Annotated in this window: 20 protein-coding genes and 2 pseudogenes; 8 read left to right on the top strand and 14 right to left on the bottom strand. The window is 68.6% G+C overall.

The genetic code is table 11. The features are described 5' to 3' along the window. Positions 1-37 precede the first annotated feature (37 nt). Positions 38-427 carry a VOC family protein gene (locus tag ABZO31_RS27600; RefSeq protein ID WP_406863998.1) on the top strand — a complete coding sequence of 130 codons (390 nt, stop codon included), beginning with the start codon at positions 38-40 and terminating at the stop codon, positions 425-427. A gap of 221 nt (positions 428-648) precedes the next feature. Here ABZO31_RS27600 and ABZO31_RS27605 read toward each other — a convergent pair whose 3' ends face one another. Continuing rightward, complete coding sequence (locus ABZO31_RS27605; RefSeq protein WP_406863999.1) at positions 649-876, bottom strand: hypothetical protein; 228 nt, start codon at positions 874-876, stop codon at positions 649-651. 344 nt (positions 877-1,220) lie between these two features. Here ABZO31_RS27605 and ABZO31_RS27610 point away from each other — a divergent pair, with 344 nt between their 5' ends. After that, on the top strand, positions 1,221-2,324 hold the full coding sequence (locus ABZO31_RS27610; RefSeq protein ID WP_406864000.1) for a helix-turn-helix domain-containing protein: 1,104 nt from the start codon (positions 1,221-1,223) through the stop codon (positions 2,322-2,324). A gap of 232 nt (positions 2,325-2,556) precedes the next feature. Here ABZO31_RS27610 and ABZO31_RS27615 read toward each other — a convergent pair whose 3' ends face one another. The 6 genes and pseudogenes from ABZO31_RS27615 to ABZO31_RS27640 form a co-directional block, all read right to left on the bottom strand. Further along, positions 2,557-6,456, bottom strand: a complete 3,900-nt coding sequence (locus ABZO31_RS27615; protein WP_406864001.1) for a peptidoglycan DD-metalloendopeptidase family protein — start codon at positions 6,454-6,456, stop codon at positions 2,557-2,559. Further along, positions 6,396-7,145: a hypothetical protein gene (locus ABZO31_RS27620; protein WP_406864002.1), complete on the bottom strand. Its 750-nt coding sequence runs from the start codon at positions 7,143-7,145 to the stop codon at positions 6,396-6,398. The genes ABZO31_RS27615 and ABZO31_RS27620 overlap by 61 nt, the downstream gene beginning before the upstream one ends. Then, positions 7,145-7,357 carry a hypothetical protein gene (locus ABZO31_RS27625; protein WP_406864003.1) on the bottom strand — a complete coding sequence of 71 codons (213 nt, stop codon included), beginning with the start codon at positions 7,355-7,357 and terminating at the stop codon, positions 7,145-7,147. The genes ABZO31_RS27620 and ABZO31_RS27625 overlap by 1 nt, the downstream gene beginning before the upstream one ends. A 590-nt stretch (positions 7,358-7,947) precedes the next feature. Then, positions 7,948-8,553, bottom strand: a complete 606-nt coding sequence (locus ABZO31_RS27630; protein WP_406864004.1) for a DNA primase — start codon at positions 8,551-8,553, stop codon at positions 7,948-7,950. 135 nt (positions 8,554-8,688) lie between these two features. Beyond that, positions 8,689-9,619: pseudogene (locus ABZO31_RS27635) on the bottom strand (IS5 family transposase). Positions 9,620-9,672: 53 nt separating this feature from the next. Beyond that, positions 9,673-10,023, bottom strand: coding sequence for a hypothetical protein (locus tag ABZO31_RS27640; protein WP_406858773.1), 351 nt, complete (start codon positions 10,021-10,023; stop codon positions 9,673-9,675). Positions 10,024-10,509: 486 nt separating this feature from the next. Here ABZO31_RS27640 and ABZO31_RS27645 point away from each other — a divergent pair, with 486 nt between their 5' ends. Next, positions 10,510-10,728, top strand: coding sequence for a hypothetical protein (locus ABZO31_RS27645; protein ID WP_406864005.1), 219 nt, complete (start codon positions 10,510-10,512; stop codon positions 10,726-10,728). A 486-nt stretch (positions 10,729-11,214) separates the two neighbouring features. On the opposite strand, the gene ABZO31_RS27650 is transcribed toward ABZO31_RS27645, so the two are convergent. The 3 genes from ABZO31_RS27650 to ABZO31_RS27660 form a co-directional block, all read right to left on the bottom strand. Further along, a complete protein-coding gene (locus ABZO31_RS27650) occupies positions 11,215-11,370 on the bottom strand; it encodes a hypothetical protein (RefSeq protein WP_406864006.1) in 156 nt (51 codons plus the stop codon). A gap of 115 nt (positions 11,371-11,485) precedes the next feature. After that, positions 11,486-11,677: a hypothetical protein gene (locus ABZO31_RS27655; RefSeq protein ID WP_406864007.1), complete on the bottom strand. Its 192-nt coding sequence runs from the start codon at positions 11,675-11,677 to the stop codon at positions 11,486-11,488. Positions 11,678-12,554: 877 nt separating this feature from the next. Continuing rightward, positions 12,555-13,103, bottom strand: coding sequence for a hypothetical protein (locus ABZO31_RS27660; protein ID WP_406864009.1), 549 nt, complete (start codon positions 13,101-13,103; stop codon positions 12,555-12,557). 194 nt (positions 13,104-13,297) lie between these two features. Here ABZO31_RS27660 and ABZO31_RS27665 point away from each other — a divergent pair, with 194 nt between their 5' ends. Continuing rightward, positions 13,298-13,522: a hypothetical protein gene (locus ABZO31_RS27665; RefSeq protein ID WP_406864010.1), complete on the top strand. Its 225-nt coding sequence runs from the start codon at positions 13,298-13,300 to the stop codon at positions 13,520-13,522. A gap of 49 nt (positions 13,523-13,571) precedes the next feature. Here the strand turns inward: ABZO31_RS27665 and ABZO31_RS27670 are convergent, their stop codons facing one another. Then, entirely contained in the window at positions 13,572-15,191 is a 1,620-nt protein-coding gene (locus tag ABZO31_RS27670; RefSeq protein WP_406864011.1) for a recombinase family protein, read from the bottom strand. Between the two features lie 29 nt (positions 15,192-15,220). Here ABZO31_RS27670 and ABZO31_RS27675 point away from each other — a divergent pair. Next, positions 15,221-15,301: pseudogene (locus ABZO31_RS27675) on the top strand (VOC family protein); the annotation flags it as partial. Positions 15,302-15,310: 9 nt separating this feature from the next. On the opposite strand, the gene ABZO31_RS27680 reads toward ABZO31_RS27675, so the two are convergent. Further along, positions 15,311-17,077, bottom strand: a complete 1,767-nt coding sequence (locus ABZO31_RS27680; protein WP_406864013.1) for a hydroxysqualene dehydroxylase — start codon at positions 17,075-17,077, stop codon at positions 15,311-15,313. A 152-nt stretch (positions 17,078-17,229) separates the two neighbouring features. On the opposite strand from ABZO31_RS27680, the gene ABZO31_RS27685 reads away from it, so the two are divergent. Then, on the top strand, positions 17,230-17,682 hold the full coding sequence (locus tag ABZO31_RS27685) for a YchJ family protein (RefSeq protein WP_406864014.1): 453 nt from the start codon (positions 17,230-17,232) through the stop codon (positions 17,680-17,682). Positions 17,683-17,736: 54 nt separating this feature from the next. Here the strand turns inward: ABZO31_RS27685 and ABZO31_RS27690 are convergent, their stop codons facing one another. Further along, on the bottom strand, positions 17,737-19,821 hold the full coding sequence (locus tag ABZO31_RS27690) for an MDR family MFS transporter (RefSeq protein ID WP_406864015.1): 2,085 nt from the start codon (positions 19,819-19,821) through the stop codon (positions 17,737-17,739). A gap of 71 nt (positions 19,822-19,892) precedes the next feature. Beyond that, positions 19,893-20,144 (bottom strand): hypothetical protein, encoded by a 252-nt coding sequence (locus ABZO31_RS27695; RefSeq protein ID WP_406864016.1) that lies wholly within the window; start codon positions 20,142-20,144, stop codon positions 19,893-19,895. Between the two features lie 382 nt (positions 20,145-20,526). On the opposite strand from ABZO31_RS27695, the gene ABZO31_RS27700 reads away from it, so the two are divergent. Continuing rightward, on the top strand, positions 20,527-21,219 hold the full coding sequence (locus ABZO31_RS27700) for a DUF5819 family protein (RefSeq protein ID WP_406864017.1): 693 nt from the start codon (positions 20,527-20,529) through the stop codon (positions 21,217-21,219). After that, positions 21,216-22,484 carry an HTTM domain-containing protein gene (locus ABZO31_RS27705; protein WP_406864018.1) on the top strand — a complete coding sequence of 423 codons (1,269 nt, stop codon included), beginning with the start codon at positions 21,216-21,218 and terminating at the stop codon, positions 22,482-22,484. The genes ABZO31_RS27700 and ABZO31_RS27705 overlap by 4 nt, the downstream gene beginning before the upstream one ends. Positions 22,485-22,507 lie beyond the last annotated feature (23 nt).

Raw genomic sequence — 22,507 nt, forward strand, 5'->3', positions numbered from 1 at the left:
GCAGGCTGCGGGCCGCGCGCTCTCGTACGCTGCCGTCATGCACGTACTGAGCAGCAGGATCCTGCTCCGGCCGGCCGACCCGGAGCGTTCCCGCCGGTTCTACGGCGAGACCCTGGGCCTGGCCGTGTACCGGGAGTTCGGCACGGGCACGGAGCGGGGCACCGTGTACTTCCTCGGCGGCGGCTTCCTGGAGCTGTCCGGCCGGGCGACCGCACCGCCCCCGCCCGAGCTGCGGGTCTGGCTCCAGGTCGCGGACGTCCGCGCCGCGCACCGGGAGCTGGTGGCGCGCGGCGCGGAGATCCTGCGGGAGCCCGTGGTGGAGCCGTGGGGGCTGGTCGAGATGTGGCTGGCCGATCCGGACGGACACGAAATCGTTATCGTGGAGGTCCCGGAGGATCACCCGTTGCGTTACCGGCCAACCCTCTGAACTGAGGGCACACGAAGGCCCCGGCCACCCTCCGCAGGGAGGATGACGGGGGCTGCGTCAGTGCGTCCGCGCCGGCTCATGCACGGACGGGACACGGAGCCGACCTCATATCCGCTGCCGCGCCCCGCCCGCTCTCCGCCCGGACTGTCGCGAGCAGCTCCAGGCGGGCCTAGCCCGCTCCCTCGGCGCCGACGGGGGTTCTCTGCCGAGGGAGCGGAGTTTCATTCGTTGCGGACGACGACGGCGACGTCCTCATAGGTGCGCGCGAAGATGCCGTGCCCGGTGAGCCCGGTGTGCTGCATGCATTCGACATCCACGGCCTTAGCGCTGGATCGCGCATGAACTTCCCACGGGCAGTCGCCGTGCAGACACCGGGCCGACACCGCGGGATCCGAGTCGGGGTGCGCGGTGATCCGGTGCGAGACGTACCGGAGGACGGCCCGCGTCACGACGACCCCGCTACCGGCGTCGTGAACACTTCGATCTGCGCCATTTCCTCGGCCGTCAACGGGCGCAACTCGCCCATGTCGACGTGCCATTCCCGTCCCCCGCCCGGAGGACGGAGGTAGGCAGTTCCGTGGACGACGTCCACCAGGCACCCAATGCGTCCACTCCTGTCCGCGGCGTAGCGATCAGGATCCAAGTCTCCGACCATGACTCACCGTCCCCTTTGGTTCCCGCCCTGATGGTCGGTCTGAGGCGGCGTCAGCCGTAGGGGCATCGGTAGGGGCATGTACCCCCGTACCCTCCTTATCTCGCTGTCTAGGGGCATCTGTAGGGGCACACTGGGGTCATGGCGATCGGGAAACTGATTAAGGATCTGCGTGAGGCTCACGGGTGGAGCCAGGGGAGACTAGCGTCCGAGATCAACGACGCCTTCAGGACGAACCTCGATCGGGAGTACGTCAGCCGCTGGGAGCGTTGCAAGGTGACGCCGGGGCCTTTCTACCTCCGGTGTCTGTCGGCCGTCCTGGACGTGCCCCTAGCGGTCTTAGAGGGTGAAGTGAAGCGCCGTACGTTCCTGACCGATGCCGTGGGGGCCGCGATAGCTCCCGTGGTTGCCTCAGACCTCCTCAGTGCCGGCTTCGCGGCCCGGCTCGCCGGAGGCCCATCCGTCGACGAGTGGGAGGCCAAGCTCGCCACCTACGGCACGGAGTACATGAGTCTTGGGGCGGCCGACATCCAGCGCCGTGTGTCCGGTGAACTCGTCGTCGTTCAGCAGCAGCTCGACGACCCGCGTCTCTGGTCCGTGGCGTCGCGGCTCATGACGCTGTATGCCAAGACATTCCCCGGCTCCGACGGCTCGAAGGCGGTCCACTGGTACCGCATGGCTGCACAGTCCGCCGACCAGTCCGGCGACGATGACGCGCGGGTGTGGGTGCGTGGTCGCGCAGCCATCGCACTCGGATATGAGGGAGCGTCCCTAGGCGTGGCGGATGTCCTGGCGGATCAAGCCATCGCCGTCACAGACCGTCCTTCTCTCGGCCTCCTGAACGCGATCTACGGCAAGGCGCACGCTGCCGCACTGCGGGGTGACCGTGCTACGGCTCTTGCCCTGGACACACAGGGCCGGCGCATCTTCGATCACTCCGGCAGCTACGAGCAGACCAGCGACTACGCGGTGCCGTGGTGGCGCCTGAACGTTTTCCGGTCGTTGCTTCTGGCGCGGCTCGGGGACGAGAAAGGCGCGATCGAAGCACAGGACCAGTCGCGTGCCGAACTGCCGGACGAGCTGCCCCGGTTCTCCACGCACCTGGAGTTGCACCGGGGCCTCATGCTCGCGAGAGCAGGCGACAAGGCCGGCGGCTTGGCTTACGCCACGTCCGCGATGGCTCAGCTCCCTCCGGAGAAACACTCATTGACGCTGCGGATGCTGATGAGCGAGATTTCCGCCTAGACCGTCAGATCCAGCCGTAGAAGCGGGCTCGACGTCGCCACATTTTCCCGTGCTCAGGCGTGCAGAACCGGCGCACGCGTCCCCGGCCGCTCTTCTGCTCGACGTCGGCCCCGCAGTGGGCGCAGGCAACGTGCTGGCTCTTCGCTGGAGCGCTGTTCATGGTGTTGTCCTCTCGTCAGTGGTACGGGAGCGGCCCGCCTCCAGGTCGGAAGCGGGCCGCTTGTGGTGTGCGTCAGACGTACCCTCCGGTGTTGAGTGCGGCGGCAGTGTCCGTGTCGTAGACCTTGATGCGGTGGTCGATGATGCCGGTCACTTCCTGGCCGTCCAGGTAGGTGTGGGACTCGACGGTGATGTTCGGTGTGCCAACGCTCCCGGCTCCGGGCAGTGCCTTCAGGCTCGCTGCGTCCCGGGCCATCGCCAGAGAGTCACGGTTGCTGTAGACCTGCGCGGGGTGGAGCCAGCGGACGAGCTCCGGGCCGTTCTCGCCGACCCACGAGAGCTCGCCGAGCTCCGGGAAGCCGCCCGTCGCGTAGCCGCCTGGCCTGCCGTATGCCGTCGGCAGCGATCCATAGCGGCTCATCGCGTAGCGCATGGACGAGTACACGTTGGCCAGCGGGTTCGTGCTGACGCCGTGCAGCTTCGGGCCGACGCCGCGCATGTGGCCGGCGTAGGCGTCGAACGTCGGTCGGATGAGCTGCATGAGGCCGACCGATGGCGTGCCGTTCTTCGCGTTGATGTCCCAGTTGTTCACGGCGTTGGGGTTGCCGCCCGACTCCTGCCGCATCCGTCGAAGCGTGAGGTCCGTGTAACCGGCCGGGTTGCCCGTCATGCGGAGCGCTTGCTGCACGACTCCGCGCCAGCGCTGGACACCCGAGCCGCCGCTACCTCCACCGCCACCCGCGAGGTACGTCATCGGGTCGACGGAGCGCCCGTTGAGCCGCGCCTCCAGGTGGAGGTGAGGCCCGGTGACGTTGCCCGTCGCACCGACGCGGCCGATCGTCTGACCCTGCTGCACGGTCTTGCCGACCGTCGTCAGGATCCGCGAGAGGTGTGCGTACAGCGACGTCAGGCCGCCACCGTGGTTGACCATCACGTGGTTGCCGTAGGGCCCGCCGCTCTGCGCCATGCTGACGCGTCCGCTGGCTACGGCCTTCACGGCTGCGCCGACGGCCGCAGGGAAGTCGAGACCACCGCGTCGGCCGGACGCCCACATCGAGCCGCGCTTACCGAAGGGAGTGCCGTACGGAGCGTCCACGGGCTTCGCCCATCCGCCTCCGCCGGCTCCGCCCGGTCCTCCGCCGAAGCCGAGGAAGTCGAGCGCCTTGTCCTTCAGGCTGTCGAGCATCTTCCGCGGCATGTTGGCCCTCTCGCGCGCCCATGGGTTGGTGAGCAGCGACGTCATCTGACCCATGACGAGTTCCTTCGCCTTGCGGAAGACGCTCGTCGGGTCACTGAAGAAGTCGGCTGCGTCGCTGGCTCGGTCCTTCAGCCATCCGACGATGCCGCCCTCTGCGTAGCCCTGGCTCTGGAAGCGGGAGAGGCTCTGCCCGTTCATCGCTGCCTTGTTCACCGCGAAGAGGCGGGCTCGCTCGTAAGGGTCGCGCATCGCTTCCGAGACGTAGACGCCTTCGCCCTCGCGCATCGGGCGGAGGTGCGTGTCTCCGCCTCTCCACGAAGAAGAGCCGGGGAGGATGCCACCTCGTGCAAATCCGCGGAGGTCGAGAGGCTTCAGCTTATCCGCGCCCGTGATGTCGGCGACCTTGTTCCACAACGGGACGATTCCGCCGTTGTAGACGTGCTCAATGATGAACCTGACGGGCTTCTTCGCGATGTTCTGGACTTCCGTCCACGCTTCGTCGATGAAGCCCTTTGCCTCCTCGAAGGAGTCGGCGACCATGCGGACAGCCTTCATGATGCTGTCGAACGCGGGCTTGATGGCCTTGTCGTACAGCCACCCTGCCTTGTCTGCGATCCATCCGAAGATCGGCGAAACGCGGGTTTGCCAGAACCATTTGAGGAGGGCGGCGAGGAGTTCGAACTTCTCCTTCCACTCCTGGAGTTTCGGCTTCAGGACGTGGTCCCAGACGAGTTTCACCTTCTCGGCGATCCACCCGAAGACCGGAGATATGACGTGGTCCCACAGCCACATTGCGACGGCTCCGATGGCCTGGAACGCCGGCCCGATCGCGTTCTCCCAGAGCCACATTGCTACGGCTCCGAGTGCCTTGATCACCAGCCAGATCGGGAGGAGTACCACCGTCACGAGGGCAGTGAACAACCACTGCGCGAGCTTCCCAATGAAGCGGAAGGCAGGTCCGATCGCGACTTCCCACAGCCACATGGCGAAGTCGCCGATCTTCTTGATCCCCCACCAAATGCCGTCGAAGACGGGCTTCAGGATGGTGTTCCAGAGCCACGAGATCGCGGTACTGATGCCGCCCGCCACGGTGTCGACGGTCTCCCGGAACCAGTCCCAGTTGTTGTAGGCGTAGATGACGGCCGCGACAAGGAGACCGATCACCAGAACGATGGCTCGGATAATCGGAACGATGCCCGTCGAGCTCAGCGCCAGAGCCCAACCACCGGTGACGATTTGCGCCGTCAGTACAACGGCGTTGTATAGCGCCATTGCGGCGCCGAACGCCGCCATTCCGATGACGATCGCCTTGTTGGCTGCCCACATCGCCCAGAGGTAGACGACGAGTTCGGGAATATTCTCCGCGAGCCACGAAATGCCGTCGAACAACGGAGCCAGAGCGGCCATCGTTGCGTCTGATGCTGGTCGCAACGCCTGAGCCGTCGAGAGCAACGCCCCGAAAACGGAGCTGATGACCCGTTCGACGGAAGGCGCAGTGTCCTTGACGTACTTCAGGAACCGCTCGAAGTCCGGCGACCCTTTGAGCTTCGTCGCCCAGAGTGCGAACCGGCCCGTGATCGAGTCGGACCGCGAAGCGATGCCGTCCATCTTCGGGAGGAAGGCGTCGATGATGCCCGCCACACCCTTGACGACCTGGCCGAAGGCGACGCCGAAGCCGACGATCGCCGGCTCAACGTTGTCCTTGAGGTCGGCCTTGAACTCCTGCCAAAACGGCGTCTTCAGCTCCGCGGAAGCCTTGTCCATCAGGGTCTGGATGGCGGTGGCTGCCCCGATGACGAGCGGAGTCAGGCCGGGCAGGGACGACTTCGCCCCCTCCACTCCCCTCGTGAAGATCGGGAGGGTGTGTGGCTGGAGGGTCTTCTGCCAGTCCGCGAAGGCGGACTTGATGCCCTTCGGGCCGGCGATCGAGTCGTAAAGCTCGCGCTGCTCGGGGGTGAGCTTCGCCAGTGCCTTTCGGTGCTCCTCAGCCTTGCTCGTCGACGTCTGAGTCACGCGGGCGGACGAGAGCCGGGCGGCAGCGATGCCGCGCTCTGCCGACTTGATGGCGTCCGCGGCCTGGAGGTGAGCCGTCGCTACCGCGCGCTGCGCCTTTGCCAGTGCCTCCGCCTGGACGCGGGTGTTGCGCTGCGCGTTGGCGAGGCGCTCCTGAGCCTGACGCACCACGTCGGATCCGGCTACGCCGGCCTTGCGCTGCTGCTCGGCGGACCGCTGGAGATCCTTGTAGTCCTGTTCCTGCTCGCGCGCATGGTGTTGCGCCTGGTCGAAGACGAGCTGTGCTTGAGCTATCTGGAGCTGCGTCGCCTTCGGGTTGCTGCGCACCTCCTGGAGACGGAGCTCTGCCTCCTCCACGCGAAGCGCGGCCTCACGCTGGTCGAGGGCACCGTTTGCAAGCTGGCCGTTCAAATCTCGAAGCTGCTGCGCGGCAGTCTTGCGGGCCGACGTCAGCGCCTCCTGTGCCTGGTGCTCCGCGCGCTGCGCGTCGGCGAGTGAGCGCTCAGCGCGCGTCACGCCGTCGTTGGCGTTGGCAATGGCCGTCGCCGCCTGACGGTGCGCGGAGGCGAGCTGCTGCTGAGCGGCAGCCATCTGAAGCGCGCGCTGCTGCGACTGGACGTCGGCGTTGATGCCCGCGTTCGTCTCCTGCGTCGCCGCTTGCTGCGCAGCCGTCTGCGCAGCAAGCGCGTCCCCCACGCCCTTCACGGCGGGGACAGCAGCCAGGGCGAAGGCTCCAAAGCCTGCGCCGGCAGCCGTGGCCATACTGACGACACTGCCGAGACCCGCAGCGAGCACCGGCCCCCCAGCGGGATGGCCGTCAGGGCGAGCATCTGAATACCCAACGACATCAGGGCGGAGCGCGCGCCGGTCGTGTCGACGTCAACGTCAAGGTTGATGTCCTTCGCGTCGACGGCCGCGATCTCGGCCCGGAGCTCCGCCAGTGCCGCGCGAGCGGTCGCGGTGTCGGCGCGGACAGCGATGTTCGGGTGCTGGGCGCCGAGACGCTCCAACTCCTTTTCGATCCGCTTCACTTCCGCTTCCGCGGCAGCGACGTCGACGTCAACGTCGATGCGCTTACCGGCGAGCGTCTCCATGCGGGCACGAAGCCGCGCAAGCTGGGCGTCCACACCCGTATCAGAGAGCCGGACGTCCAGCTTCGGCATGGCGCGGAAGGCGGCTTCAAGTCGCGCCTTGAGCGACCGGGCGAAGGCGCCACCCGTGTCTGATCCCTGGCGCGTTGCGGCGCGTGCGGCAGCCGCGCCACCCTGGATCACCGCGTTAGGGATCGACACCACGATGTGGTTGGAGATCGCCCGTCCCATGCGCTCGCCGGCGTCACGGCCGACGCGGTCCGCGGCAGCAAGAACGATCGCCTGCAGCTTCGCATGGAACTGCGGCGCGATCGGAACGACGTCTACGCCAGCACTGCCGACGATGTCCAGGTCTGCCATCACGCACCGCCCAGTAGCGGGCCGATGTCCGACGGTTCACGTCGAGCGTCGAGCAGCCGGCGAAGGTCGTCGAGTACCTCCAGCGCTGCGGCCGTCTCCGGTGTTGCTGGGGCGTCCGCGAGCATGCGCTCCAACCAGCGGTAGTCAGCGCAGGCGTGGGAGCAGTGCACGGCAGGAAGAGCGCTTCCGTCGATCATGACGAGCATCGGCATGAACGGGCACCCGTCTCGCGGGCATCGGTCGTCAAGGGCTGAGATGATGTCGCCTCTCTGGGGATACGACAAAGGCCCGCAGCAGGTCGGCTGCGGGCCTCTGATGAGCGTTTGGGTCAGTTGCGCCGGCGGCGCTTCGCGGGGTCCTTCGGTGCGGGGCCTCGTCCGGCCATCAACCCTCCCAAGCTCTGCTAGATTCGGAACGCGCGTAAACGAGGCGGCACCTGACGGCCTTTCTCGTACTGTGCGCGCGAGCACTGCCTGCAAGACCTTTCGAGACTCGTCTTGGAACGCAGCGACGGATTGGTAATCCAACGCACGAACCTCACGTCAGGGGGCGACCTCGGTTCGACCATGCATCAGTTCGCATGGGTCGGATCGAGCGCCCATGCCCGGTCCGGCCCCGCAAGAAGGGTTGAAGGACCGGATGGACACCTACGGATGGCTCGTCGGCGTGCTAACTGCGGCGTTCTGCGCGCTGCTCCTCGTCTTCAAGCGGGCACCCGTGCTACTGCGTGAGGCCCGGAAGACGGTGCGCGCCTACTACGACCTCCGCCTAGAAGTCGTGCGGGGCCGTCAGCGTGCTGGCGTCAGCAAGTCAGCCCGGTAACCAGCGTCGAGACGTTCGCGAGGATTGACGGGGCGTTGCCGTGTCGGCGTCCCGTCATTGCGATGTACCGGCCGGTCCCGTAGATCTCCACGGCCGTACCGTCGGAGCGTCGGATGCGGCGTCCCTGTCGGACGTCAGCGCGACCCCAGATGTGCAGTCCGTCGCCGGACGGGGACACCTCTACGTAGGTGGCGCCCGCGTCGCGGAGGATGGCTGCGGCCCACGGAGCGAGTCGCCCGGTGAGCGGGTTGAGACAGTGGTCCAGGTCGATGCACACGACGTCGTCAACGTCGCTAAGCACGAAGCGGAGACCGACGCCGGCCGACGAGGCGACGGCGTCCTTGTAGCTGCTCCAGGTCCGCGGGTCCGTCGACGAGGCCGGCATGTCGCCGACCGTCAGGGGGACCTTCGCCGCGGAGCGCCGGACCCACCTGTCGCGGGTCTTCAGCTCGTCCGGGAGCGCGTTCCTCTTCGCCGCTCGATGCGCGGCAACCCTGCACCGGGTGGAGCACGTGCGGGCGTCCGCGCGAGCGGTGATCGGCATGTCGCCTCCGCACCGCGTGCACTTCCGCTCCGTCCTCATCATGGCTCCAGTCTAGCAAGGGGCGTGTAACACTTACAGCCGTTTGACCTGCAAAGTTCGTATCCGTCAGGCGGTAGCGGCGGGTAACACTTAGGGCCCGCGACGCTTCCCAGTACCCCCTAGGACTTGTCCGGCCGATCATGTGCGGAGCCAGATGGTGAGGGCTGCGGCGGTGGCGGTGCCCAGGTAGACGTAGCGGCGCTTGTCGTAGCGCGTGGCTACCGCCCGGTGCTGCTTGAGCCGGTTGATGGCGCGCTCGACGGTGTTGCGTTTCTTGTACCGCTCTTCGTCGAAGCCGGGTGGCCGCCCGCCACGTGAGCCCTTGCGTAGGCGGGCGGCCTGGCTGTCGGCCTTCTCCGGGATCGTGTGCCGGATAGCTCGGCGCCGTAGGTACTCACGACAGGGCCCGTTGCTGTATGCCTTGTCGGCGGCGACGCTGTCGGGCTTCTTGCGGGGCCTGCCCGGCCCGATCTTCGGGACGCGGACCTTCTCCAGCACCGGTTTGAACTGTGTGCAGTCCGCCCGCTGACCTGGTGTGACGATCAAAGACAGAGGGCGGCAGCGGCCGTCCGCGCTCAGGTGGATCTTGGTGGTGAACCCGCCCCTCGAGCGGCCCAGGCCCTCGCCTCCAGCACCACCTCCACCAGGCGGGCGTACAGGCTCTGCCACGGCGTCTCGTCCTGATGTTCTGGCCCTTCGGCCCCCTTTGAAGCGAGGGCGGCGGCGGGTCGGTGCGGGCACCCGCCGCATGCTGATGCGCACGAACGATGGTGGAGTCGACCGAGACGTCCCAGTCGATCTCGCCTGCGGCGTCGGCCGCGGCCTGGACCTGCTGGAGCAGACGCTCCCACGTGCCGTCGGCCGACCACAGCCGGTGCCGTTCGTAGACGGTCTTCCACGGCCCGAACCGTTCAGGGAGGTCACGCCACTGCACGCCGGTCCGCACCCGGTGCAGAATCCCGTCGATCACCTGCCGGTGATCCCGCCACCGGCCACAACGCCTGTTGCTGACCGGCAGGAACGGCCGCAGCTGTTCCCACTCGACATCCGTCAGATCACCCCGCCCCATGCCCCCATCAACGGGCTGGACACGGAGTGGTCACCAGCGCGACCGGACAGGTCCTAACCGGATGGTCGGATCGCGGCGAACCGCGCGCTCATGGTGGGACCAAGGTGGTTGACAAGGCCGTATCCGGGCTGGTCCGGCCACGGCAGACTGAAGAGGAACGAGGTGACAATCACCTTGGTCACTTCGGGGACGTCGAGCCGAAGCTGCTCTTCCAGGAACCGCAGCGTGACACGCCAGTCTGTCTCATCCCCGCCGAGGAACGACGCGACGGTCTCCTGAACGACATCCCAGAAGAACACGTGGGACAGGACACCGTGCTCGTTGAAGACGTGAGCATCAAACAGGTCCTCGAAGCCCGGCGAGGCCGCCACCAAGTCCCGCACCAACTGAACATCCCGCTCCACAGCACCCCTCCCTGGCCGCTCAGGATAGATCCACTCCGGCTCCGAACATGATCGGCCGGACAAGTCCTAGAGGGGGCTGCGTGGCCGTCTCCCGGCCTCCCGCGGAACGGGGTCCGGCGCGCGCTTCCAGATCCCCCAGACCCGTACAGGGCGCGAGGCCCAGCACCTTAACGGTCTGGAGGGTGGCCGGCAGGGGGTCACCCCCCTGGTCAGGCGTTGTGAGCGCTGGCGTCATGGCCAGCAAACCGGACGCATTGGCGCCTGAACTACGTCCTGCAGCCCGTCCGTTGGTCCTGCTACTGTGAAGGAGTCTGTCCTCACGCCCTTTTGGAGGGTCTGTGTTTGCTCCCTTGCGCGCAGGGCGAACGGCAACCGGTCGTTCCCAGGCTCCGTAGAGCCTGCCGCGCGTCGCATCAGATCGCTACGGCGTCCCGCCGTGCCGCGATTCGATGTGCCCGCACGCAGACCACGCAGGAGGACAACTTCATGACTACCACTCAGGCGACGCCCCAGGCTTGCACTCATCCTGGCCGTGACCTGGCGATCGTGGCGCTCAGCGCCGCTCTCGTCGGCCTCTTCGCCTTCACCGTGGTAACTCTGCTCAACGGCTCGCCGCTGGACGCCTTGAAGAGTGGCGGCGTCGCTCTCGGCGTAGCCGGCGCTGCGGGGCTCGCCGCGCTTAGCTACCTGAAGCGCAGCCACTAGCAACGCCCAAAGGGGCGGTCTCGCGGAGGCCGCCCCTTAAGCGTGTCCACCCGCCCGTCAGGGCCGAATCCTGACGTCAGCCGGCGACGGTCATCGACACTCCCAGGTAGCCCGGTTCTCCGTAAACAGATTGCGGGTGGACGTCGGGAGGGGCTTCCTCTCGGGCCGCTTGCCCTCGTCATCCAGGCCGTGCCGCGCCCGGTACGCAGCGGCACCCGCAGCGACCGTGCCTGTTCCACATCCGGCGTCGCCCCCGCGGGGACCACCGGAGCGCGGCGCCGGAGGCGTCGGGTTGGCCGCGTTCAGCTCCGCTGCGAAGGCCGTTGCGTCGGCGCTGAGTTCGTCGGCCGTCGAGCCGTTGAGCCGGGCGCTCTGCTCGACTGTGAGGCCGGCAGCCAGACCGGCACGGAGCTTCATGAGCTCCAGCTCCGCGGGGTGTGGCTGCTGAGAAGTCTGCTCATTGGGTTCCACGTCTGTACCTCTCTGTCAGTAGCGCCACACGGGCGGCTCAGGGTCGCCCGGGGTGGCGTTGGGGATGGGCGCCGCCGGAGTGGGGGCGCTGTAGTCGAGGTGTGCTGCGCGCGAGTGCGGGAAGACGTCGGCCGCCTTCGGCTCGGGGATGGGCGTTTCGATGGGGGACATGTCCCTGATCGGTCCGTGGTCGTCGTAGAGGACCGGGGCGGGAGTAGAGGATTCGACCTCCGCCTCCAGGTCCTCTACGGACTCCAAGGAGCTCGGGAAGGGGTCTGAGCGCCTCTCAGGCTGCCTCGTAGCGGCCGATCGACTCGAAGTGCGCCGTGCGCTCCCGTCGACGCTCACGGACCCGCTCAGCGAACTTCTGCGGGTCCTGTGCGTAGTTGCGACGCGCAGTCGCGTTGCAGCAGTCGGCACAGCGCCGCTTGAAGCCGTCGACTCGAAGGCTGTCCTTATGGAAGTAGTCCGCCGTCACGGGCAGGCTCCGCCCGCAGTCAGGACACTCGCGACGGGGTGGCGTCAGTACGTCATGGGTGCGCATGGGTTCTCCGGAGTTCTGTCGTCCCAACGTTCAATCGGGTACAGGCAAAGGAAAGAAGCGCCGTCCGTCGGACAGCGCTTCGAAGTCAGAGCCCCTGCGGCGGATCCAGCCGATCGCGCGCGGAGGAGAGAACGCGGCAGGCTCGGCGGCTCGACGTCGCAGGGGCAGCGCCGCCCGCGAGAGGTGGACGGGGGCGCAGCAGACGAGGGAGGGACGCCGCGCTACACGCTGGCGTCGCACTGCCCCTCTACCTTAGTTATGTGGTGCATGTAACGCGAAATCGCGACTTTGAGGCATTTACACTCTGATTCTTTACCGAATCATGCTATTCATCTCAGCATGCGAGACCATGCCATCCCCACCCCTCCCCGCGCTCGACGTCGGCCGGAGGTGCAGGGTCGGAACCGGGGTCCAAAGTGCCCGACCAACTGGCTTTTTCTCTTTCTCCTTAACGCGTGTTAGAGAAAATAGAAGTAGGGGTCTGTTCGGGCACTCTGGCACCGAGTCTGGCCGGGAGGCGGCGACGTGGAGCGGCAACCGTCGGGAGCCGCGTCCTCCCCGGAGGGTCGAACCGAAGCCAAACCGCCAAACTGAACGTCACTTCCGGAAACCCTATAGAGGGTCTCTAGGCTTTCTTAAATTCTCTTCCAATCTGACACTAGAAGAGAAGAAGAGACCCTAGAAACCCTCGCTGACCAGCGCAAACGCCGTTCAGACGCCCGTGTCGAATCTGGCACGCCTCCAGGCCAGTTCGACACCACGAAGCCCCGTCAGCCGGCGTGGCGGACGGGGCTCCGGTCGACGAGGGCGGTCAGGCGGCGCGGGACATCGCGAAGCACGAGTCACAGACGCTGGTGGTCCACTCATTCCCGAAGCGGCGCGGCTGGGCGGTCGGGTCCTCCTCCCCACAGTGGCCGCACTGGGTGTCCCACGAGAACGACGCGATCGCCGCGAAGTCCAGGCACATCCGGTCGGCCTCCCGCGCCTCCGTCGCAAGCACCGCGGACGCCACGTCGTCGAAGGCGGAGTCCAGGGTCACGGACCCCTCGTACGACTCGACGTCGTGGTGCATGCCGACGAGGACGCGCACCGGGAAGCGGAGGCGGTCCGCGACGTCGAGGGCGAACGCGCGCGTCTCGTCCAGCGCCTCCGGCGTCGACGTGTCGCCAATGACGGCAACGAAGCCGTTGGTGTGGCCGTCGAGGCAGTGAGGGTGCGCGAACACCTGGCACCCGTCCACGAAGCCGGCGGGGGTCATGCAGCCGTCCTCTTCGGCGCAGACGAGGCAGGCCACCCCGTCGCGCTGCGCAGGGGTGAGGGTGGCAACGTCGACACTGAGGGCGTTGGGGTGTGTAAGCATGGTGGACGCTCCTTCGCTGGAGTCAAAGGGCCCGTCGCTCCGCCAAGATCAGCGGGCCCTTTGCCGTTCCTTGTGGCCACAAAGCGAGACCCGCTTGTAGCTACAAAGCAAGCGACTTGCGAAGGTTTCTTGTAGCTACGAGATGGCGCGTTGGGCGGGTCGCCTTGTGGCTACGAAGTCGCTACGGTGGTGCCATGACTGAACAGCCTGATGGTGAGTACGACACTCCGCGTCGCGTTCGGATGCCCGACGACGAGTGGGAGCCCTTCCTCGACGCCACGAAGGCCATGCACCCCGACGGGAGGAGTCCACGCGGCAAGGTGCTTCGGGAGTTCGTCCGCTGGTACCTACGTCGCCCCGGAGCGAAGCTGCCCGAGCGTCCGCCCGCGGGGCCGTGGTCGACGTCGGCCGGCGACTGACAGCACGAAGGGGGCCCATGATGTGGGCCCCCTTGTCTGCCGGACCGGCTTACAGCTCCGCTTGGTGACGCGCCTCTTCCAGTGCCTCCGCCTCCGGGTCGGCATGCTGGGCAAGCGTGAACGTCAAGCGGGACTCATCGGCTCCATACCGACCGCCTCCGCGGCCTTGGCGGACGTCTACGCGAGCTCCGGCATCCAACAGCATGTTGCGGCGGCCGGCGGGGGTCTGAGCAGCCCACACGTCGGCGTAGGTCCGGCCTGTACGGACGGTTTCCTCCCTCGGGGGTCGGCGCGGTGTTGCCTCCAGCTCTTCGAGCCGTGTCTCCAACGCCGTTGCCTTGGCCTCCCAGACGCGCTTACCAGCAACCGACCGGAACCGTCCCGACTGTTCCATGTGCGCGTCGAGTTCATCAGTGATCTCGCTGATCTCTGGACCGGGGTCGTAGCCGGGAATCTTGCGGATCTCGATGACTTCCAAGGATCCGGCGACGGCAAGGAACTGTCGTTCCGCGTACTCCTCCAGCCATTCCGCCTTCATCGTCGCGGGTTGGTTGCACACGCGCCCCTGCGCGGCGGCGCGGCATCCGTAGATGTTGGTCTTTCGCTTGCCGCTGGCCTTCGTGTAGTACATGCGCCCGTCGCAGCCGGCGCAGTGGACGACACGGAGTAGGAGCGCATTCGTGTCGCTCCGCTCCACGGGACGGGTGTCGCGGGCCCGGGAGTCCAACAGTGCTCCGATGTTGTCGTACTCCTCGCGGGTCAGGATGGGCTCTGGTGTCGCCAGGACAGGTTTGCCGCTCGCGTCCCGCACAGGCGCTCCCCGGTGCAGCTTGTAGCCCAACAGCGTGGGGGACCGCAGGAGCGCGTTGATCGACGCCGAACCCCACTTGAAGCGCTCCACCTCTGAGCCCGACACGTAAGCCTTGCCGCCCGTCTTGCCGCCGGTCGTGCGGCTCCGCTTCAGTGCCCAGTGATCACGAGGGCTCGGGATCGGAGGCTCGGCGGTGTTCAGCTTTCGCGCTATGGCCGTCGGATTGCTGCCGTCGACCAACTCTCGGATGATCAATTCCACGACCGCGACGGCGTCCGGGTCGGGGACGAGTGTCTTCCCGCCGCCTTCGGGCATGGGTGCGGGCATGTACCCGTACGGGGGGCGGGCTCCACGCCAGCGCAGCGGCATTGCGCGCAGCGCCTCAGTGGCTCCCCGTACCCGTTCGCGGATAGCTTGCGCCTCCATCTGCGCGGCGAACGCCAGCAGTGTGACCATGATCTCCGCCACCGGGTCCAGCGGGTTCCTGAAGTCCAGCTTCAGCATCCCGCCGGGACCCTCAGCGAACACCAGCATCTTGCGATGATGGCGTGCCCATCGGGCGAGCTCGTGCATGTCTGCCATCGATCGAACTGCCCGATCGAGGCGCCACCACAGGATTGCGTCAAAGCGGCTCGGCTCGGCAAGCCACTGTCCCAACTGTGGGCGCTCGAAGGGAGATGTCTTTGACGCGGAAACGTCCAGATCCTCCGCTTCGCCAATGATGCGCGCGGGTATCGCCCTCGCTGAGCGCTCGTTTGCCTCCCGCTGACGGGCTGGGGACGTCGTCTCGTCAGTCTTGACACTGAGGCGGATGACAGACAGGGCCTCTATCTGCTCGCTTCCAAGGAGAACGGTCATGGATGCAGTCTGACCTAATAACTGAGTCTATGTGGCTGGCCGATCCGGACGGGGTGCGGATCGCCGTCGTCGAGGTGCCGGAGGAGCATCCGTTGCGGTACCGGCCCTGAGCTCCGACGTCAGCCCAGGTCGAGGCTGTTGGGCAGGCCGAGGCGGTAGCGGAAGCGGTCGTGGCGCTTGAGGGCCTCGATCTCGGGGGCGCGGAACAGCTGCCGCACGGTGCAGCGCGGGGCCGTCGAACCGGTGCGGTCCAGAAGGGCGTTGACCGCCTGCCGCGCGGAGGTGTTCGCGCCCTCCATCGTCGCGAGGTCGATCGGTACGGCCACGTAGTCCCCGGCCAGGTACAGGTTCGGAACCCTGGTCGCCGCCGAAGGGCGCAGGTGGTACGTCCCGACCGGGTGGATCAGCAGCTCGTCCTCGTTGACCGGGTGGGGCCCGCCGATGCCGGAGACGCCCGGATCCAGGAACCAGGAGTGCAGGTCGGAGTCCTTCAGGACCGTGCGCCCGGTGTCGTTGAGCGCCGCCTTCAGCTGCGCCCAGACCTCCTTGGCGACCTCCTCGCGGGTGCACTGCTTGGCCGTCTTCCCGTACAGGATCCCCGGCTTGTCCCACTCGGAGACGTCCACGGACAGGCAGTCGACGACCGTGCCGTCCCCGTACACCTCCGCGAACGAGCCGCCGGCCCAGTGCCGGGCCTGGGCGATCGCGGTCAACGACCAGGGAGAGTCGATGCAGTTGACGTGTCCGTCGACCATCGGCGGCCGACTCGTCAGATAGAACTGGATGCCCGTCATCCAGTCGGTCTGGAGGCGGTCGCAGCGGGCCAGCATCGGGTCGGCGGCGCGTAGCGCCGGGCCCCAGGTGCGGCGGGCGTGTTCCACGGGGAGCGCGCAGACGTAGTGGTCCGCGACGACCGTGTGCCGGGCCTCGTCGGGGTCGTCGACGAGCGCCGCGGTGATCCGCCCGGAGCCGTACACGAGCTCGCGCAGCGACCAGCCGACTCTGAACTCCACGCCCAGCGTGCGCAGATGATCGACCCAGGGGTCGATCCACGCCTCGTTGGTGGGGCCGTCGAGGATCCGGTCCGGCGGGCCGTCCGCGCCGCGGCCGAGCAGGTTGAACACGAACGCCTCGCCGAGCGTCCCGACCGTCCGCGTACTGGCCTCCTCCGCCTTGGTCGCCACGATGTTGCGGGTGACGCCGATCGCGAGGATCCGCTGGTACGCGTTCGACATCTGCGCGGCCCGGGTGAACGTCCACCACGGGGTGCGCTCCCAGACCTCGTCGCGCCGTTCGTCGCAGCTGGTCAGGAAGACCAGGGCGCGGTTCACGAAGTACGCCGCCTCGTGCAGCGGGAGGCCGCGCACGGTCTCCACGAACGCCGTCAGCGCGCGGCGCACGTCCTCGAGGGTGAGCTCGGCGGGCTGCTGCCCCGGCCAGGGAATCGGGGCGCGCAGGTCCTCCGCGCCGGAGCGGGCGAACATCATCTCCGGCGGGGCCACCAGGTTGTCCCACACGCCGTGCGCGTTGCCGGGAAACGGGATGCGGCGCATCGTGTCGGGGAGGTTGTGGTAGATGCCCGGGATGAACCGGAAGCCGTGCTCGGCGGGGAGCGGCCGGCGGCCGCCCCGGGCGCTGCCGGGCACGTCCATGGAGCGGGCCTTGCCGCCGAGGGCGCGGCGCTCGTAGACCGTGACCCGGAAGCCGCGTTCGGCCAGCTCGTGCGCGGCGGTCAGTCCGGCGACGCCGCCGCCGAGGACGGCGACGGTGGGGGCGGAGCCCCGGTCGGCCGCGGCGGCGGGGCCGGTGCGGATCGCCATCGCGGCGGCGGTGGCTGCGGCGCCCGCCGCCACGAAGGTGCGTCGAGAGGTGCCCGTACGGTCCATGCCCAACCCCTTTACCGGCGGTAACTAGCGCGTCCGGCGCAGGAATATACGGCCGCCCCTCGCCCCCCGGAAGCACCGCGCGGGCCCAAACCCACGATGGCCCGAACCCCACGATGGCCCGAACCCACCGTCCCTCACGCGACAATGGGCGCATGGCACGTCGCACCCGTCGCAGTACTCGTCCCACCGCCGCCCGCACCCCGGCGGCCCCCACCGTCACCGCCGCCTCGCCCTGCCCCTGCGGGCTGCCCGAGCCGTACGGGGACTGCTGCGGGCGCTTCCACTCCGGTACCGCCCATGCGCCGACCGCCGAACGCCTGATGCGGTCCCGCTACGCCGCCTTCGTCGTCCGCGACGAGGCGTACCTGCTGCGCACCTGGGCCCCGCGGACCCGCCCGGCCGAGGTGGACTTCGACCCGGGCATGCGCTGGACCGGCCTGGAGATCCGGGAGACGACGGACGGAACGGCCTTCCACCAGTCGGGCACGGTCACCTTCGTCGCCGGCTACACCCACGACGGCCGGGCGGGCTCCCTGCACGAGCGCAGCCGCTTCGAGCGGCACGAGGGGGCGTGGGTGTACGTGGACGGGGACTTCATCGACTAGTCGACATCCGCACCCGTCGGCGAGCCGAAGCCCCCGGCGAATCGCCCCGCGCCCTCAGGCCGCCGTCGCCCCCGCCGGTTCGCGTCGGGGCAGCCCCTGCTCCAGGTCCTCCGCGACCAGCCGCTTGGCGATCGCGTCCGTCGCGGCGCGCAGTTCCGGACCGCTGGGGCGGCCGCGCTCGTGCTCGACCTGTGCGGTGAGCCACTCGCCCCAGGCGCGGGTGATCACCTCGGCCTCGCGCCGCCCGGCCTGCGTGTGCGAGAGCAGGCTCCCGTCCCGCTCCAGGAAGCCCTCGTCGACCATCCGGTCGAAGACCGGCAGCAGCACCTCGGGCGGTACGCGGCGGCTCGCCGAGATCAGGCCGAGGCTGGCATGGCCGACGATGCGCGTGTACAGCTCCACCTGCATCACCGCCCACGCGCCGGCGATGTCGAGCCGGGTGTCCGAGGCGTCGACGATCCTGCGGGCGGTGTCGAAGTCGGAGCGGCGCAGGATGCGGGCGACCGACAGTTCGAGCAGCTTGGCCTTGTCCCCGCTGGTCGTCGGGGACGCGAAGCCCTCGCCCATGTCGGGCGCGGCCTCGCGGGCGGTGTCGCGCAGCTCGACCTGCTTCAGGAACAGCGCGACGACGAAGCCGATCGCGGCGACCGGCACGGTCCACAGGAACACGGTCTGGAGGGTGTCCGCGTACGCCTGGACCAACGGCTCGGCCTGGTCGGGCGGCAGGTTCCGCAGCCCCTCGGGGCTCTGCGCGGCGCGGGCGAGCGCCGCGGGGTCGGTGGTGCCCGCAGCGATCCGGGCGGCCTCGGCGACGCCCTCGGTGAGATTGGGTTCGAGGGAGTTGGCGTAGATCGTGCCGAAGACGGCGGTGCCGAAGGAACTGCCGAGGGTGCGGAAGAAGGTCACGCCGGAGGTGGCGGTGCCGAGGTCGGCGTAGTCGACGGTGTTCTGCACGGCGATGGTGAGGACCTGCATGCACAGGCCGATGCCGGTGCCGAGCACGAACATGTAGAGGGACGCGAGCCAGGTGCTGGTCTCCGGGCCCATCAGGGACAGCAGGAACAGACCGACGCCCATGACCAGGGAGCCGACGATCGGGAAGATCCGGTACTGGCCGGTCTTGCTGACGACGTTGCCGCTGAAGATCGAGGCGATCAGCAGGCCGACGACCATGGGCAGCGTACGGATGCCGGAGACGGTGGCCGAGTCGCCGTCCACGTACTGGAGGTACGTCGGCAGGAACGTCATCGCGCCGAGCATGGCGAAGCCGACGACGAAGCTGAGCACGGAGCAGACGGTGAAGACCGGGTTGCGGAACAGCCGCATGGGCAGCATGGGTTCGGCGGCCCGGGTCTCCACCCAGCAGAACAGCCCCAGCGCGACGACCCCGCCGGCGAACAGCCCGATGATGACGCCGGAGGTCCAGGCGTACTCGTTGCCGCCCCAGCTGGTCGCCAGGATCAGCGCGCTCGCCCCGGCCGAGACCAGGCCGATGCCGGCGTAGTCGATGACCGGGCGGCTCGCGGAGCGCACGGAGGGGATGGAGCGGGCGGCGGCGATGACGACGAGGATCGCGATGGGGACGTTGACGTAGAAGGCCCAGCGCCAGGTCAGATGGTCGGTGAACAGGCCGCCGAGGAGGGGGCCGATCACGGTGGAGACACCGAAGACGGCGCCGATCGCGCCCTGGTACTTGCCCCGCTCGCGCAGCGGGATGACGTCGGCGATCAGTGCCATGGAGGTGACCATGAGGCCGCCGGCGCCGATCCCCTGCAGTCCGCGCCAGACGATGAGCAGCGTCATGTTGGACGCCAGGCCGCAGAGGAACGAGCCGGTGATGAAGACGACGGCGGAGATCTGGAAGATCACCTTGCGGCCGAAGAGGTCGCCGAACTTGCCGACGAGGGCGGTGGAGACGGTCTCGGCGAGCAGATAGGCGGTCACCACCCACGACATGTGGGCTCCGCCGCCGAGGTCCGCGACGATCGTGGGCAGTGCGGTGCCGACGATCGTCTGGTCCAGCGCCGCGAGCAGGACCCCGAGCATGATCGTGCCGAACACGACATTGCGGCGCCGGCGGTCGAGCACGGGCGGCTCGGCAGCCGGCGGTGCCGGGGCTGCGGCGCTGGTGGTGGTCACCTTCGCACCCTCACACCGCGCGGGCGGGGCCGCATGCGGAGAGGTCCGAACCGGTGTACGGTCCGGCGGTTCTACTGGCCGGGGCGCACCGGCAGCAGCGGGTGGTGCTTGGCGAGGACCTTGTTGGCCCGCGCCAGCGCGGCCAGCGCGTGCTCCCGGTCCGCCCGGTCCTCCGCGCACAGCGGTCCCCGGAACCGGTTCACCTCCCGAGCGGCGCACACGGCGTCGAACTCCGCCTGCAGCACGTCCTGCGGCAGACAGGACCCGATGAGCGCGGCGACGCGGTCGGGGATCGGGACGGGCACGAGCGGCGAGGTGATCACGGGGCGTTCCTTTTGGGTGCGAGTGGAGGACAGGGTGGGGTCTCCTCCTCCCATACGTACCGGATCCCCTTCCGCGTTCCACGACGGGAGTGTCATCGGCGGGCAACAGCCCCGCGGGGTCGTGGCGCTGAGTGATCGGCGACGGCGCCGGTACCTGCGGGAATGGGGTGCGGGCGTCCGGACGGCGACGAAGGGGTGTGTCCCATCTCACGTTGCCATGCGGCACGTATCATCGGGCGCGCGCGATCGGGACGAACTGAGGGGGAGCGAGATGCGGGCCGAAGCGGAAGCCGACTCCGGCGCGGACGGGGCGGGTGGGGCGGACGGGACAGACGGGACCGGCCGCTCGGACATACCTCGCGGCACGGGGACGGACCCCGCGATGACGGAGACGCCCGAGCGGACGGCCGAGGAGCCCGGCACCGTACCGGCCGAGGAGCCCGTACCCGCCGAACCCCGCCTGGCCCGGCTGATCGTCGCCGCGGCCGCGGTCGCCGTGGTGCTCGCGGTCGTCGCCCACGCCGGCATGATCTTCTTCCACGTGGCGCCGAAGAACGCGGTCAGCACGCAGCACAAGAGCACCATCGACGCCTACGTGTTCCCCGAACTCGCGCAGAACTGGGCCGTCTTCGCGCCCAACCCGCTGTTCACCAACACCCGCGTCATGGCGCGCGCCGAAGTGCGCACCCCGCGCGGCGGGACGTCGGTCACGCAGTGGGTCGACATGACCGCGTACGACCTGCGCACCCTGCGCGGCACCTTCGTCCCGAGCATGACGATGGAACAGTTCCGCCAGGGCTGGAACAACTTCAACCGCTCGCACGACCGCGCCGGCCGCCCCGTCGGCAAGCTGGGCCGGCTCACCGAGCAGAACCTCAAGCGGCTCGCCCTCGAACGGCTCCGGCCGGTCCTGGACGGGCGCCCCGTGCGGCGCGTCCAGTTCCGTCAGCTGACCCAGGCGATCCAGCCGCCGGAGTGGACCGGCCGCACGGTGAGCGACGTGTGGAAGTCCCGGGCGTACCCCTGGCTCCCGGTCACCCGTGACGACCTGGAGGGAACGGTGGACGGACGATGAGCGCGGCGACGAGCCTGATGCGGCGGACCGAGCGGCTGATCGACCGGGCCGCCGCCGCGTCCTACGCCCCGTACCAGACGGCGGTCCTCCGGATCGGGCTGTCCGGCGTGTGGCTCTTCTACCTGCTCCGCCACTGGCCGGACCGCCACGAGATGACCGGCCCGGACGCCTCGTGGAGCTGGTCCATGGCGCGGTGGTGGGAGAGCCCGGACGCGTTCGACGCGCTGCTGTGGTGGCCGGGGCGGGCGTACTACGAGTTCTTCTACGTCCTGGCCGTGGCGGCCGCGGCGGCGGTCCTGCTGGGCTGGCGGACCCGTACCGCCTCCGTCGTGATGGTGCTGGGGATCCTCTCCTTCCAGCACCGCAACGAGTTCGTCACCAACGCCGGCGACCGGCTGCTGCACATCCTCGCCCTGTACCTGGTGTTCACCCGCTGTGCCCAGGTGTGGTCGCTGGACGCCCGCCGCGCGCGGCGGGACGCGGAGCGAGGCTCGCCCCGGCGGGACCGCACGGGCATCGCGGTCTGGGCGCTCTCCGGGGTGGCGATCGTGTTCCTCGGCGCGACCGGCCGGCTCATCGTCCCGTGGGTCGTGACGCTCGGGGTGCTGTGGCTGGCGCACACCATGTGGTGGGCCGTGACCACCTACGCCCCGGGCGTGCCGCGGTCCGTCTGCGACCGGATCGCGCACCTGGTGCACAACGGGGCGCTCGTGGTGATCGCCTTCCAGATCTGCATCGTGTACGCCTGCGCCGGCTGGTACAAGATCCCGGGCTCCAGCTGGAAGCAGGGCACGGCCGTGCACTACGCCCTGAACCAGGAGTTCCTGACGTCCTGGCCGATACTCAGCGAGGCCCTGACCTCCAGCAGCCTGCTGGTGCTCGCCATGACCTACGGCACGGTGATCGTCCAGGTCGCGTTCCCGTTCGCACTGCTGCGGCGCAAGGCGAAGAACGTGCTGCTGGTGCTGCTGATCGGCGAGCACATCGGGATCGGCGTGCTGATGGGACTGCCGTACTTCTCCCTGGTGATGGTCGCGGCGGACTCCGTGTTCGCCCCGACGGTGTTCCTGGTCTGGCTCGGCCGGACCGTCGGCCGGGCCGGCCGACGGCTGGCCGACGGCCCGGACGAGGAACGGAGCGGGGGAGGGAAGGTCTCCGGGGAAGCATCCGAGGAAGCCGCGGAGGAAGCCCCCGAGGCGGCCTCCGAGGAGGCGACGGAGCCCGCCACGGTGCCCGCGCGGTCCGGCGCGTCCCCCGGCGCCTGACCGGCGTCAGCGGATGTGGCGGC

Origin of the sequence: Streptomyces solicamelliae (assembly GCF_045348655.1) — a bacterium.
Taxonomy (GTDB): domain Bacteria; phylum Actinomycetota; class Actinomycetes; order Streptomycetales; family Streptomycetaceae; genus Streptomyces; species Streptomyces solicamelliae.